Source organism: Proteus terrae (genome assembly GCF_003144325.1).
Taxonomy (GTDB): Bacteria; Pseudomonadota; Gammaproteobacteria; order Enterobacterales; family Enterobacteriaceae; genus Proteus; species Proteus terrae.
In genome coordinates this window covers 101693-116929 of record NZ_PENS01000010.1, presented here as the reverse complement: position 1 = coordinate 116929, position 15237 = coordinate 101693, and the positions used below count along the sequence as shown (strand labels likewise).

At 39.0% G+C, this 15237-nt stretch carries 13 protein-coding genes; 1 reads left to right on the top strand and 12 read right to left on the bottom strand.

Annotation, left to right across the window (positions count from 1 at the left end; translation table 11 throughout):
* Positions 1-5: 5 nt before the first annotated feature.
* The 4 genes from tolQ to DK857_RS11515 all read right to left on the bottom strand — a co-directional run bounded on the left by tolQ (position 6) and on the right by DK857_RS11515 (position 3165).
* A complete protein-coding gene (tolQ, locus tag DK857_RS11530) occupies positions 6-692 on the bottom strand; it encodes a Tol-Pal system protein TolQ (RefSeq protein WP_075672726.1) in 687 nt (228 codons plus the stop codon).
* A complete protein-coding gene (ybgC, locus tag DK857_RS11525; RefSeq protein WP_069370103.1) occupies positions 692-1087 on the bottom strand; it encodes a tol-pal system-associated acyl-CoA thioesterase in 396 nt (131 codons plus the stop codon). The genes tolQ and ybgC overlap by 1 nt, the downstream gene beginning before the upstream one ends.
* A gap of 310 nt (positions 1088-1397) precedes the next feature.
* Positions 1398-1805, bottom strand: coding sequence for a hypothetical protein (locus DK857_RS11520; RefSeq protein WP_109393452.1), 408 nt, complete (start codon positions 1803-1805; stop codon positions 1398-1400).
* Positions 1795-3165, bottom strand: coding sequence for an MFS transporter (locus tag DK857_RS11515; RefSeq protein ID WP_109402235.1), 1371 nt, complete (start codon positions 3163-3165; stop codon positions 1795-1797). The genes DK857_RS11520 and DK857_RS11515 overlap by 11 nt, the downstream gene beginning before the upstream one ends.
* An 89-nt stretch (positions 3166-3254) precedes the next feature.
* On the opposite strand from DK857_RS11515, the gene DK857_RS11510 reads away from it, so the two are divergent.
* Positions 3255-4142 carry a LysR family transcriptional regulator gene (locus DK857_RS11510; RefSeq protein WP_109402234.1) on the top strand — a complete coding sequence of 296 codons (888 nt, stop codon included), beginning with the start codon at positions 3255-3257 and terminating at the stop codon, positions 4140-4142.
* 102 nt (positions 4143-4244) lie between these two features.
* Here the strand turns inward: DK857_RS11510 and ybgE are convergent, their stop codons facing one another.
* The 8 genes from ybgE to sucA form a co-directional block, all read right to left on the bottom strand.
* The gene (ybgE, locus tag DK857_RS11505; protein WP_075672722.1) at positions 4245-4529 is read right to left on the bottom strand and encodes a cyd operon protein YbgE; all 285 of its coding nucleotides are present in this window, start codon (positions 4527-4529) and stop codon (positions 4245-4247) included.
* A complete protein-coding gene (gene cydX / locus DK857_RS11500; protein WP_109402233.1) occupies positions 4529-4642 on the bottom strand; it encodes a cytochrome bd-I oxidase subunit CydX in 114 nt (37 codons plus the stop codon). Before cydX ends, ybgE begins: the two co-directional genes overlap by 1 nt.
* A gap of 12 nt (positions 4643-4654) precedes the next feature.
* Positions 4655-5812 carry a cytochrome d ubiquinol oxidase subunit II gene (cydB, locus tag DK857_RS11495; RefSeq protein ID WP_098943855.1) on the bottom strand — a complete coding sequence of 386 codons (1158 nt, stop codon included), beginning with the start codon at positions 5810-5812 and terminating at the stop codon, positions 4655-4657.
* A 14-nt stretch (positions 5813-5826) separates the two neighbouring features.
* Complete coding sequence (gene cydA / locus DK857_RS11490; protein WP_098943856.1) at positions 5827-7395, bottom strand: cytochrome ubiquinol oxidase subunit I; 1569 nt, start codon at positions 7393-7395, stop codon at positions 5827-5829.
* A 1481-nt stretch (positions 7396-8876) separates the two neighbouring features.
* Positions 8877-9746, bottom strand: coding sequence for a succinate--CoA ligase subunit alpha (gene sucD / locus DK857_RS11485; protein ID WP_006537657.1), 870 nt, complete (start codon positions 9744-9746; stop codon positions 8877-8879).
* Positions 9746-10912, bottom strand: a complete 1167-nt coding sequence (gene sucC, locus DK857_RS11480; RefSeq protein WP_109402232.1) for an ADP-forming succinate--CoA ligase subunit beta — start codon at positions 10910-10912, stop codon at positions 9746-9748. Before sucC ends, sucD begins: the two co-directional genes overlap by 1 nt.
* A gap of 161 nt (positions 10913-11073) precedes the next feature.
* Positions 11074-12279 carry a 2-oxoglutarate dehydrogenase complex dihydrolipoyllysine-residue succinyltransferase gene (gene odhB / locus DK857_RS11475; protein ID WP_088493413.1) on the bottom strand — a complete coding sequence of 402 codons (1206 nt, stop codon included), beginning with the start codon at positions 12277-12279 and terminating at the stop codon, positions 11074-11076.
* 13 nt (positions 12280-12292) lie between these two features.
* The gene (sucA, locus tag DK857_RS11470; protein ID WP_109393448.1) at positions 12293-15097 is read right to left on the bottom strand and encodes a 2-oxoglutarate dehydrogenase E1 component; all 2805 of its coding nucleotides are present in this window, start codon (positions 15095-15097) and stop codon (positions 12293-12295) included.
* Positions 15098-15237: the final 140 nt, after the last annotated feature.

The following is a 15237-nucleotide window of genomic DNA, read 5'->3' as shown; positions in this document are numbered from 1 at the left end:
GTTAACTATTTCTTTTCTGCGGAGGCAAAAGCTTGGCGATGTAAAATCGTCAGAAACTCTTCCATAAAGTTATCGTAACTTTGTTCCAGTTTATTTACACGTTGCGTAAACCGGTTATAAGCCATAACTGCGGGGATTGCCGCAAATAAACCGATAGCTGTTGCAATCAGAGCTTCAGCAATGCCGGGTGCGACCATTTGTAATGTTGCTTGTTTAACACTACCTAATGCAATAAATGCGTGCATGATCCCCCAGACTGTACCGAACAGACCAATATATGGGCTGATAGAACCGACAGTACCAAGGAAAGGAATATGATTTTCTAAAGATTCTAATTCACGATTGAAAGAGACACGCATTGCCCTTGATGCACCATTAACAACCGCATCAGGAGCATGAACGCTTGCTTGATGCAAACGTGCAAATTCTTTAAAGCCAGAATGAAAAATCTGCTCTGAGCCAGATAACTCATCACGACGAGCTTGGCTATCTTTATATAAACGTGCCAAATCAGTACCTGACCAGAATTTATCTTCAAAATCTGCAGCTTCACGATCGGCGGCATTCAAAACTTTAGTTCGCTGAATAATAATCGCCCAAGATGCAATAGAAAATCCGATTAAAAGCAACATGATCAACTTGACTAAAAGCCCTGCTTTTAGGAAGAGATCGATAACATTCATGTCAGCCACTACTTAAACTCCGCGATAATGGACTTAGGAAGCGCTACTGGCTTCATTTTTGATGAATCTACGCAGACAACGAGCACTTCTGCGCTACACAATACACAACCATCTTCATTAATAATCTTTTGAGAAAATGTCATTGAAGCACCACGCAATGTGGTAATTTCACTTTCTATTTGCAAAAGATTATCAAGTCGAGCTGGCGCAATATATTCTATTGATAATTTACGTACAACAAATACAACATGATCATACTCCCGTAAATCATGCTGATGAAAACCTTTTTCTCTGAGTAGTTCAGTTCTAGCACGTTCAAAATACTTCAGATAACTGGCATGATAAACAACACCACCGGCATCAGTATCTTCATAATAAACACGAACAGGCCAAAGAAACTGCATATTACCTCCCTTACATTTCCCGAGTTAAGTCCATAAAGAATGTAGTTATAAGTTACCTAACTATACTTAAGAGGTCGCTCTAAGGGAATCGTAGTAACGTAAAGAATAGAAAACGCAGTTTTCAGGCGCCAATCATAAACTCTTCTTTGCAACACGCAATATGCTTTGTGCTCTGAATAGAAAAAATATTTTTATTAAGACAACATAAAAATGCTTGCTAATTAGAAATTCATAGATTGTCTTATTTAGTAGTATTATTTTTAATGACAGAAAAAAACCAGTTTAAAAACTGGTTTTTCATATAAATCAATCAATTATTTGAGATTGGTGTTTCATGAAGATAGTGCCATTGCCAACACTCATCATGAGAATTGCGTCTCAATAACACCACAGATTCACGCATAAGAATTTTCTCATTTTCACTGTGTATTTCTTGATATCTGACAAGCGCCAAACAATCGGACTGGTAAATTATTTTATAATCGCCCGTTTTTATTTTCAGGCCACTTCTTTTTCCTGCATTTTGTCTGAACATCGCGATAACGTCATTATAACTCACTGCTTTTCCACTGATCCCTACCATTGAAAACTCTTGAGATAAAAAATTTTCTATTTTTGTAATGGCATCGACTGATAGGGGATATTGCGTAAAAACCGTTTCAATCTCGTCATGCAAAGATTTAATGCTTTCTATAATTGAGTCAGTATTAAAATTCATCTTGTATTTCCTGTGTAATAATTTTTTTCTTTAGTGTAAATAATAAAGTGAGAGGTAATATGCCTATTAATGCGCATATTAAAAAAGTCATGCTATAAGCTGTTTGTGGTAAACAAAAAAGAGAAAGAATATTAAACAACATAGCAACCATAGTTGCCCCGACACTAAAAACAACTTGTCTATTAATATTCCAAATAACACTTGCTTGAACTAATTTTTGTGCGCCGAAATCATATAACGCCGTAGTTTGTGCGGTGTTAGCACCAATCCCGCCACCCACACCGATAATTAGATAAGCAACAATAAGTAATGTAATATCGCTACTGCTATTTACAAATGTTAATAAAGAAATACCAATACTATGTAATAGCAATGCAATAATAAATAAGCGTTTCATTCCTAATTTATTATACAGCGCACCACTTATTGTCATTGAAAAAAAAGCACCTAGTGCATACAACAACATAAAAACACCTGTACCTTGACCGGTAAATTTTAAATATTGTTGTAAATAAAAAATAGCGAGAATATTTACTCCAGTAAAAACACCGGGAATGCAGTAATAAATAAAAATAGAGAGTGATAGATTTCTATTTTTTAATAATGCTAAATTAATAACCGGTGATGAATGGCGTCGATAATGGTAATAATAAAGTACAGCAAAAATTATTGAGAATACGGCAATCACTAAAGCAAGTAATGTTGAGTGGTATTCACCATAAGCAGATAACGCGAACAATCCAGATACGATGATCAGACTAATAAGAATGATACCTTTAATATCAGGCATAGCGTTTTCTTTAGGTAAAGGCTCTTTTACCCAGACAAAAGCTAGAAACGCAGTTAACAATGAGAATGGAATATTGCTATAAAAAACCCAACGCCACGAAACAACATCAACAATAAACCCACCTAATGTCGGCGATATTGCAGGTGCAATTAAGGCTATTGCCATAATCAGTGTAGATATTTTACTTCTCTCATGTCCTTGAAAATATTGAAAGGTTAATGCTTGCCCAATTGGGATTAGCAATCCGCCACTCACGCCCTGAATGAAACGCCAAAAAATAAGTTCGCTAAAAGAGTGAGAGTATCCCACTAATGCAACGGATAGACTAAACATCAACATTGACGTTACCATCAATGCTGTAATTCCAAAACGTTGGGATAACCAGTGGCTTAATGGAATAATTAACGTTAATCCCAAAATATAACTATTTGAAACCCATGTAACAGAAACGATAGAGATCTGCATATCATCAGCCATTGCAGGTAATGCAATGGCTGACATAAAAATATTAATACAATCTATAAAGAAGCCCAGCAGAAATATAGATGCAATTCGATAGCGGTAAGTCATAAAAATCCTCCGTGCATAGAGTACGGAAGATTGACGAATTTCGTCTATCTGACAAAATAGAATTTATTGTTTAATCAGAGTAAACAATCATGCAAAACCAAATTGATCGAATTCGCTCTTTTATTGCGGTTGTTGATACCGGATCATTTACTCAAGCAGCAAAATATTTACGCCTAAGTAAATCGATGGTAAGTATTCATATCAAAGCATTAGAAACAGAATTGGATGTGTCATTACTCAATCGTAATACGCGACGATTCTCACTCACTGAAACAGGTGAAATGCTTTATCAAGATTTCCGCCTCGTGTTAAGTCAGTTAGAACAAACATTGGATAAGGCACGATTAGGACAACAAGAATTACAGGGATCGTTGCGATTAAGTTCGACTGCAGAATTTGGTGAACACTATATTTTGCCGTTACTTAATCAATTTATGCAATTACATCCAAAGCTAAAAGTGCAGTATGCGTTTAATTCTTCTATTGAAGACTTAATAAATCATAAACTTGATCTCGCGATCCGCCTTGGCACATTGAAAGACAGCAATTACCGATCTACAAAGCTGGCTGATTATAAGATAAGTTTGGTTATCTCTCCTGATTTATTGCAGAAGTTCTCAATAAAAGCTATCGGCGACTTGAGCGCTATTCCTTATTTAGCAAATAGTAATTTACGTCAAAGTAAACTTTCATTATCTTCAGAATTTAATACCCTACTCTCTCAATTAGCTCAAGATGCTTATTTTGAAACCAATACTATTGCGGCATTAAAAAAAATGGTACTCACGCACTCTGGGATGACTATTTTACCGCATTGGTACATTCAACAAGAATTATTAGAAAAAAAATTAGTCGTACTATTTCCTGATGTTTCCCTGTTAACGCAATCCGTTAATATTATTTTCCCTTATAGCGAATATATTCCAAGAAAAACGCGTCTCTTTATTGATTACTTAAAAGAAAATATCCAGCTATAACGCTAGATGCGAGAGGAAATTTAGAGGGAATATAGAGGAAATAGTTAGGAGATAAAATACCTTATTTCTTTCTCATATACTGAGCAGAAATAAGGTATTTTCTTAGAAGAAAAAGTAACTTAACCCAACAACTAAAATAATAATTGCAGGGATTGGATGTAATAAACATTTTGCGACAACATGTTTAGGGCGAAATGCTAAACCAAAAGTTGCACCAGCACACACAGACCAAATAAGAAGGATCCCTTGCCAAATTGCTAGTGAACTGGTGTTCGCTGCAAATCGGCTAGGGTCCCACATGACACAAAATGCCATTACCAACGCCATGATTAAAACAAGAGCCCTAATAGGGCCCTTGTCTAGTAGTTGGTAGCTTTTATCCAACATTATTCTTCACTTCCTGAAGTTTTTTTCGCTTCAGCGTGCTCGAAAGCCAGTCCTGCGATCACCGCAATACTACAAGCGAAGAGCGTTCCGAGAAGCCATGCAAAATACCACATTCTCTATGCTCCTTAGTACAGAGTATGATTATTGCCTTCGATAAATTTCTTATCGAGGCGACCATGCATTTTCCAGTAACACCAGATGGTGTAAAGGAGAACGATAGGTACGAAGATAATCGCAACAACTGTCATTACCTGAAGAGTAAACAGGCTAGAAGTTGCATCCCACATTGTTAAGCTCACATCTGGGAAAGTGCTCGAAGGCATCACAAATGGGAACATAGTCACACCACAAGTCAGGATAACACAAGCAATTGTCAGTGAAGTGAACAGGAATGCCCAACCACCTTTATTTGCTTTAGTTGCAACAATCGCCAGTAAAGGACATAACAGACCTAATGCAGGCAGAGCCCATAATACTGGATAGTTGTTGTAGTTAATCATCCATGCACCAGCTTCGTGAGAAACTGTTTTTAGTAGTGGAGATGAAGGACCTGCAGTATCAATAGCACTTGTAATAACGAAACCATCAATACCATAAATTAACCACACGCCTGCTAATGCAAAAGCAACGAAAGTGATTAAAGAGGTAATGTAAGTTGTTTTACGAGTACGTTCGTGTAACTCACCCGTAGTACGCATTTGAAGATAGCTTGCACCATGTGCAACAATCATCATTAAGCTAACAACACCTGCTAATAAACCGTATGGGTTTAATAAGCTTAATAGGTTGATAAGCGCGTTAGTTGTACCATTATAAGATACACGTTGCATGCTATCGACTTCTAATGGAACACCTTGTAATAGGTTACCAAAAGCAACACCGATAACTAATGGTGGAACGAAGCTACCAATAAAGATACCCCAATCCCACATACCACGCCATTTTGGTGATTCTAATTTAGAACGGTAGTCAAAACCTACTGGACGGAAGAATAATGCCGCCAGTACGAAGATCATACCGAAATAGAAACCAGAGAATGCCGCAGCATATACCATTGGCCATGCAGCGAATAATGCACCACCTGCTGTGATTAACCAGACTTGGTTACCATCCCAGTGAGGTGCAACAGAGTTAATTAAAATACGACGTTCAGTGTCATCTTTCGCGATAACGCGTAGTAACACACCGACACCCATATCAAAACCATCAGTGACCGCGAAGCCAATCAGTAAGATACCAATCAGTAGCCACCAAACAAACCGCAATACTTCATAATCAAACATAGTGGACTCCTGTGTTACTTACTTTGTGCAGAAGATGCATTCTTCTGTTCAAAGTGATAGCGACCCGTCTTCAGGCTACTCGGCCCAAGGCGACCAAATTTGAACATCAGGAACATTTCAGCAACTAGGAACAGAGTGTACAGACCACAGATAAGACCCATAGATACTAGGATATCAGCCTGTGTCAGTGAAGAAGTTGCTACAGCCGTAGGCAGGATTTCACCAATCGCCCATGGTTGACGTCCATATTCTGCAACAAACCAACCTGCTTCAACTGCGATCCACGGTAATGGAATACTAAACAGAGCAGCACGTAGTAACCATTTATAGTTACCAATACGGTTAGACAGAACTGTCCAGAAAGAAATCGCAACAACCAGTAACATCAGGAAGCCTGCGGCAACCATGATACGGAATGACCAGAACAGTGGTGCGACATTAGGAATAGTGTCTTTTGCAGCAGCTTTGATTTGTTCTTCTGTTGCATCAACAACTTTATCAGTATAACGCTTCAGTAATAAGCCGTAGCCTAAATCTTGTTTAGCGTCATTAAATGCAGCACGAATAGCAGGATCAGTATTACCTGCGCGTAATTCGCTTAATAATTCGTAAGCTTTCATACCGTTACGAATACGAACTTCATGCTGACCCATCAGATCGTTAAGACCTAAAACAGGTGTATCGAAAGAACGCGTTGCAATAATACCCATGACATAAGGGATTTGTAATGCAAACGAGTTTTCCATTTTTTCTTGATTAGGGAATGCGATCAGATTAAATGCAGCTGGAGCTGCTTCTGTATGCCATTCACCTTCAATTGCAGCCAGTTTAGTTTTTTGTACGTCACCCATTTCGTAACCAGATTCATCACCCAGTACGATAACAGATAATACAGCTGCGATACCAAAAGTCGCAGCAACTGCGAAAGAACGTTTTGCAAAACCGATATCACGACCTTTGAGTAGGTAATAAGAGCTGATACCCAGAACAAAGAATGCACCAGTACAGTAACCAGCAGCAACGGTGTGAACAAATTTAACTTGAGCGACAGGGTTTAAAACCAGATCAGCAAAACTCAACATTTCCATTCGCATGGTTTCAAAGTTGAAGTCTGCAGCGACAGGGTTTTGCATCCAACCATTCGCAACAAGGATCCACAGAGCAGAGAAGTTAGAACCGAAAGCAACTAACCAAGTTACCATCAAGTGCTGCTTCTTACCTAAGCGATCCCAGCCAAAGAAGAACAATCCGACGAAAGTTGATTCTAAGAAGAACGCCATCAAACCTTCGATTGCTAAAGGCGCACCGAAGATATCACCGACGTAATGAGAGAAATATGACCAGTTAGTACCAAATTGGAACTCCATGGTCAACCCAGTTGCGACACCCAGAGCAAAGTTAATACCAAATAACTTACCCCAGAACTTTGTCATATCTTTGTAAACTTGTTTACCCGACAGGACATATATCGTTTCCATTATTGCCAGCATAAACGCCATACCCAGCGTTAATGGGACAAACAGGAAGTGATACATTGCTGTTAAGGCAAACTGTAACCGTGACAGTTCGACAATATCAAACATCTTGACTCCTTGCTCCTAGCAGGAAGACACCGACTTGCGGCAACCCGACTTTATTAAATTATAAAGCCTCATAACTACCAGCAATAAATGCCTCTAAAAACAACAACGAATATTAAAGACCAAAAACACAATACCTTACAAATAGTACGCTTATATTTACATATAATAAATATATTTTGCGTGACCCAGATTTGAATTCTGAGCTTAGGTCAACAATACGACTTTTAGGTTTGTAATAGCATATTTGATCGTGTGCCAATTTAAGCATATTCAGAAATTTTTGCCACAATTAATAACTTGACCCACATCAAAAAAACACTTTGATGTTAACTAGTTGCGAATAAATTACCCAATAGTTACCATTGTGTTAATGCAATGTTGTTTTTATTTTTAAGTGTAATTTACCTCCTTATATTTTCCATAATAAAATTAACTTTTTATTTTCATAAAAGACTTAAAAATAAACACTTTTAATTGTGTTTTATTAATTTTAATATCAATTTCATTTTTTTGCAGGTAAATAATAAATATTTTAAAAAAATAATCTATTAATTAATAAGTTGAAATTTACAAAAATGTAAATATAAAAAAATCACTCTATTATTTTATCTAATCAAGATATATAAAAAGTCCAATATGGATTATCAATTTTTAATATTATTTATTTTTTAGTTTCTCTTTTATTCTAGATAAATTAAGTGCAATAAATCTGTATCTAACAAATAGAACGTAAAATCGCCATTAATGCAATAAAAAATAACTTTTAAAATCAAATAGATAGAAAACAAAAACAAGTCATTTATTGAAAAATTGCAAGAAAAAATAAAAAAGCTTTCATTGTGTTTTCGTATTCAAACAAAGTGATTTTCAAGATACTAACCAACTTCTTATTATCAATTCTTATAGTAATAAGGAGATCATAATTCCCCTTTAATCGTCATTTTGATGTTCTAACATAATGAAAAGATATTTTTTGCTATTAAAGACCTTATCTCCCCTACTCCTTACTCATTCATTAACATGTTTAAAAGCCCATTTCCTTAGTAAAAATCAGTGTTACAGCGTGATCCTAGTACAGGTTTAAAGCTAATTATTACTATATTGATAGAAGTACCTATATTGCGAACAGCATAAAATAGAGGTTCATTTTTTCTGCTAATATTCTTTTTTACTAAAACATGCATTTAAAATATTATTTTTAACAATCCTGGGTATCTATTCATTGCTTATATCATTACTTTTAGGCACCACAAGAAAGTTAATAAATAGAGAAATAATATTTCGCACACACAGATCAACTTAAAAAAACAATATAAAACAGTTTGTTAGAATAAATTTAGGTGGGGTATTGATGTGTTAATTACAATATTAGCTATTGATATAGCTTTTTAAATGAAACTAAAAATAAAAAATGCCAGCTCTTTTTTTAGAAACTGGCATTCGAGATAGTATCAATCTGAAATTATTAACAGAATTGTTACTTATTTGATCAGTGATTTAATCGCTTCACCGATATCGGCTAAGCTACGAACTGTTTTAACACCTGCAGCTTCAAGGGCAGCGAATTTCTCATCCGCAGTGCCTTTACCACCAGCAATAATTGCACCCGCATGTCCCATACGTTTGCCTTTAGGCGCTGTTACACCTGCGATATAACCGACTACAGGCTTAGTGACGTGATCTTTGATATAAGCAGCCGCTTCTTCTTCCGCTGTACCACCAATTTCGCCGATCATCACAATCGCTTCTGTTTGTGGATCTTCTTGGAATAGCTTAAGAATATCAATAAAGTTAGAACCCGGAATTGGGTCTCCACCAATACCAACACAGGTTGATTGACCTAAACCAACATCCGTTGTTTGCTTAACAGCTTCATAAGTTAATGTACCTGAACGAGATACAATACCAACTTTACCTGGTAAGTGAATATGACCTGGCATAATGCCAATCTTACATTCACCCGGAGTGATAACACCCGGACAGTTAGGGCCAATCATACGTACGCCAGCTTCATCTAATTTAACTTTAACAGTCAGCATATCCAGTGTAGGAATACCTTCTGTAATAGTAATAATTAGTTTGATACCTGCATCAATCGCTTCTAAGATTGAATCTTTACAAAATGGTGCGGGTACATAGATAACTGTCGCAGTCGCACCTGTTGCTTCAACTGCTTCACGAACTGTATTGAATACAGGTAAACCTAAGTGCGTAGTACCGCCTTTACCCGGCGTAACACCACCGACCATTTGCGTACCATAAGCAATAGCTTGTTCAGAGTGGAATGTTCCTTGGCTACCAGTGAAGCCTTGGCAAATTACTTTGGTATTCTTATCAATTAAAATAGACATTATTTTGCCTCCGCTGCTGCAACAACTTGTTTCGCGGCATCCGTTAAGCTTTTAGCAGCGATAATATTTAATCCACTATCTGCTAATTTTTTGGTGCCTAACTCTGCATTGTTTCCTTCAAGACGAACAACCACAGGAACATTAACGCCAACTTCTTCAACTGCGCCAATAATACCATCTGCGATTAAGTCACAACGAACAATACCGCCGAAAATGTTGACTAATACAGCGCTGACATTTTCATCTGACAAAATAATCTTAAATGCTTCAGTTACGCGCTCTTTTGTTGCACCACCACCTACATCGAGGAAGTTTGCAGGCTCGCCGCCGTGAAGTTTAACGATATCCATTGTACCCATCGCTAAACCAGCACCATTAACCATACAACCAATATTGCCATCTAATGCAACGTAGTTCAGTTCCCATTGTGCCGCTTGTGCTTCACGAGGATCTTCTTGTGAAGGATCGTGCATTTCACGCATTTCTGGCTGACGATATAACGCGTTGCTATCTACGCCTAATTTGCCATCAAGACAAATCAAATCGTCTTCTTTAGTAATAACCAGTGGGTTAATTTCGATTAAAGCGAGATCACGCTCTAAGAAAATAGAGGCTAATCCCATAAAGATTTTAGCAAATTGACTAACTTGCTTGCCTTTTAAACCCAATTTAAATGCTAATTCTCTTCCCTGATAAGGCATTGGGCCAGTCAGTGGATCAATAATTGCGCGATGAATAAGCTCAGGTGTTTCTTCAGCCACTTTCTCAATTTCAACGCCGCCTTCTGTTGATGCCATAAAGACAATGCGACGGGTGCCACGGTCAACAACTGCACCAAGATAAAGCTCTTTAGCGATATCGGTGGCTGCTTCAACCAAAATCTGTGTAACAGGCTGACCGTTAGCGTCTGTTTGATAAGTGACTAAACGTTTGCCTAACCATTGTTCAGCAAATGCGCGGATCTCTTCTTTAGATTTAACGACTTTTACGCCGCCCGCTTTACCACGTCCACCCGCGTGAACCTGACATTTCACGACCCAAGGGCCTTGACCGATTTTTGATGCAGCTTCTTCTGCCTCGCGCGGTGTGGAGCAGGCGAAACCAGCAGGTGCTGGTAATCCATACCGTGTGAAAAGCTGTTTTGCCTGATACTCGTGTAAATTCATGATGTTCTATCCATAATCTTGTTGAAAGTCGGGCTTTCTTATTTTTTTGACTATAAGCCAGAAGGATCTGGCTTCACGAACACACTGTACTTCTTTGATGCTTGTGTCTGTTGCTAAGTAGGCAGGAGGAGCATCTCCTGCCTAAAAGCGATATTTATTACCTATACATCCAGTAATAAACGAGCTGGATCTTCTAGCATCTCTTTAACGGTTACTAAGAAACCGACAGACTCACGACCATCAATTAAACGGTGGTCATAAGACAGAGCCAGATACATCATTGGTAGAATAACAACCTGACCGTCTACTGCCATTGGGCGATCTTTAATTGCATGCATCCCTAAAATGGCACTTTGTGGTGGGTTGATAATCGGAGTTGACATTAATGAACCGAAAACACCGCCATTTGTGATAGTGAAGTTACCACCTGTTAAGTCTTCAACAGTTAACTTACCGTCACGACCTTTTACAGCTAACGCTTTGATGTTCTTCTCAATATCCGCCATGCTCATAGCATCTGCATCACGTAATACTGGCGTTACCAGACCACGAGGTGTTGATACTGCAATACTGATATCAAAGTAGTTGTGATAAACCACATCAGTGCCATCAATAGAAGCATTCACTTCTGGATAGCGCTTCAGTGCTTCAACAACAGCTTTAATGTAGAAAGACATAAAGCCTAAACGTACACCGTGGCGTTTTTCGAATGCTTCACCATACTGAGCACGTAAATCTTTGATTGGCTGCATGTTGATTTCGTTAAACGTTGTCAACATTGCAGTGGTGTTTTTCGCTTCTAGTAAGCGCTCTGCTACACGTTTACGTAAACGTGTCATTGGTACACGTTTTTCGCTACGGTGAGATAACAGTGCTTGAGGAACTTCTGCTACTGGTTGTGTAGTTGATTTATTCGCAACATGACCTTCGATATCTTGGCGAGTTAAACGTCCGCCTACACCACTGCCTTTCACATCCGCAGGGTTAATATCGTGTTCAGCCACTAAGCGACGCGCAGTTGGACTTAATGCATCGTTATTGCCTTTTTCAGCAATATCAGCACTTTGACGCTGTGCTGGAGTGCTATCTTGAGCTGGTTTCACATCAGCAGGAATGCCTGTGCTATCACCTAAACGAATGCGACCTAGTAATTGGCGTGAACCAACAGTAGCGCCTTCTTCTTCAAGAATACTCTCTAAAACACCTGCTTCACTTGCAGGTACTTCTAAAACAACTTTATCTGTTTCGATTTCAACCAGCACTTCATCGCGTTGAATGCTATCACCAGGTTTTTTATGCCAAGTTGCGACCGATGCGTCAGCAACTGATTCAGGGAGATCCGGTACTAGAATATCTACACTACTCATTTTCTATCCTTATTTATTCAACTTTCAGTGCGTCTTCAACCAGAGCTTTTTGTTGCTCCTGATGAACAGAGGTATAACCAACTGCTGGAGAGGCTGATGCAGGGCGTCCTGCATAACGTAATGTTGCGCCTGCTGGAATAGCATCACGGAAGTTATGCTGACTACAGTACCAAGCACCTTGATTCAGAGGCTCTTCTTGGCACCAAATAAACTCTTTTACATGAGCATAAGGTGCGAGAATTTGCGCCATATCTTCGTGTGGGAATGGATACAGTTGTTCAATACGAATAATAGCAACGTTATTTTGCTCATTAGCACGACGCTGTTCTAATAAATCGTAGTAAACCTTACCTGAACACATCACAACACGTTTCACATCAGCAGGTTTTAAATCATCCATTTCACCAATGACAGGTAAGAATTTACCATTTGCTAATTCATCCAATTCAGAAACCGCTAATGGATGACGTAACAGTGATTTTGGTGACATTACGATAAGTGGGCGACGCATACCACGTAACGCTTGACGGCGTAACATATGGTAAACCTGAGCCGGAGTTGATGGCACACAAACCTGCATATTTTGTTCTGCACACAGTTGCAGATAACGTTCTAAGCGTGCAGAGGAGTGCTCTGGGCCTTGGCCTTCATAGCCGTGCGGTAACAGCATGACTAACCCACACATACGACCCCATTTTTGCTCACCAGAGCTAATAAATTGGTCGATAACTACTTGGGCAACGTTTGCGAAGTCACCAAATTGTGCTTCCCAAATTGTTAAACCGCGAGGTTCTGTTGTGGCATAACCATATTCAAACGCAAGTACAGCTTCCTCTGTTAATACAGAGTCCCAGACATTAAATTGTCCTTGAGCATTATGAACATTGGCTAATGGTACATAAACAGAACCATTTGTTTGGTTATGAATAACCGCATGACGATGGAAGAATGTACCTCGTCCCGCATCTTCGCCAGAAAGACGAATGGTGATACCTTGGTCAACTAAAGTCGCATACGCTAATGTTTCTGCGGCACCCCAATCGAGTAGTTTCTCACCTTCAGCCATAACAGCACGGTCAGCATAAATTTTCTCAACACGAGATTGCATCACGATTTCTGAAGGAACGGTACTCACTCGACGCGCTAAATCTTGTAAACGCGCTTTTTCTACTTTATGTGGGTATTCTTCATTCCATTCATGATTCAAATACGGTTCCCATGTGTAAGAATGCAGACCCATTGGACGGTACTCTTCAACAACACAGTCACCACGATCCAGCGCATCACGATAAAGATTAACCAGTTCAGTCACATCATTGGCATCAAGCAGTGATTGAGCAACCAGTTTATCCGCATAAATTTTACGTGGTGTTGGATGTTTTTTGATTTTTTGATACATCAGAGGCTGAGTTGCATTTGGTTCATCCGCTTCGTTATGACCATGACGACGGTAACAAACGAGATCAATCATAACATCGCGTTTAAAGGTATTACGGAAATCCAATGCTAAGCGAGTCACAAAAGCTACCGCTTCAGGATCATCTGCATTAACGTGGAAAATTGGAGCCTGAACCATTTTCACAATATCAGTACAATATTGTGTTGAACGGGCATCTTTTGGATTTGAAGTCGTAAAACCAACTTGGTTATTGATAACAATACGAACTGTACCACCTACTTCATAACCGCGCGCTTGAGACATGTTCAAGGTTTCTTGTACAACACCTTGACCTGTTACTGCCGCATCACCATGAATAGTGATAGGAAGAACCATATTGCTACGCGCTTCATCTAAGCGATCACGACGAGCACGCACAGAACCAATTACAACTGGGCTAACAATCTCTAGGTGAGATGGGTTAAAGGCTAATGCGAGGTGGACTTGAGCCCCTTCAGTCGCAAAGTCAGATGAGAAACCTTGGTGATATTTAACGTCACCGGTTCCCAAATGTTCTTTATGAATACCCGCAAATTCATCAAATAAATCAGCTGGTTTTTTACCTAGGATATTAACCAGAACGTTTAAACGTCCGCGGTGCGCCATACCAAGAACCACTTCACGAGTGTCTTGTTTACCTGCATGGCGAATTAAATCTTTTAACATCGGAACTAATGCATCACCACCTTCTAAAGAGAAGCGTTTTGCACCCGGGAATTTTGCACCTAAATAGCGCTCTAAACCTTCAGCTGCCGTTAGCTCTGTCAGGAAGCGTAACTTTTCTTCTTTAGTGAATTGATCTGCAACATTTACTGATTCTAAACGTTGTTGTAGCCAACGTTTTTCTTCAGTATTAGTGATATGCATATATTCAGCACCAATTGAACCACAGTAAATGCGCTTCAGTGCTTCATATAAATCACCTAATTTCATCGTTTCTTTGCCGATAGCAAAAGAACCGACGTTGAAGGTTTCTTCAAAGTCTTCTTTAGTTAGATTATGGAAAGCAGGATCTAAATCTGGAACAGATTCTTGTTTCCATAAACCAAGCGGGTCGAGATTAGCGTTTTGGTGACCACGAAAACGGAAGGCATTTATGAGCTGCAAAACTTTAACTTGTTTTGAGTCCATTGCCGGATCGCTTACCGAGGTATGATATCGAGTGGATTCTTTTGCGAGGCGTCTGAAGTAGTCGCGGGTTTGAGAATGCGACTGTTCTATGCCTTGACTTGCGGGCAGTTGTTGAAAAATCTCTCTCCAACTTTCGTCAACAGAGTTTGGGTCAGTTAGGTAATCTTCATAGATATCTTCTATGTAAGACTGATTCTCTCCTGCTAGAAAAGTTGATTCTAGCCAGTCCTTCATTGCGCCGTTCTGCATTATGATCCCTTAAGCTATACAGCTTTAGTTCGCCGTGGATAACTAATACCGTGATTAAACGGTGTCGATTGCAAGGTTCTCTTATGACCCGCTATCTCGCAGGTTCTTTAAATATGGAGCTTTAGCTCTCAAGGAACCTT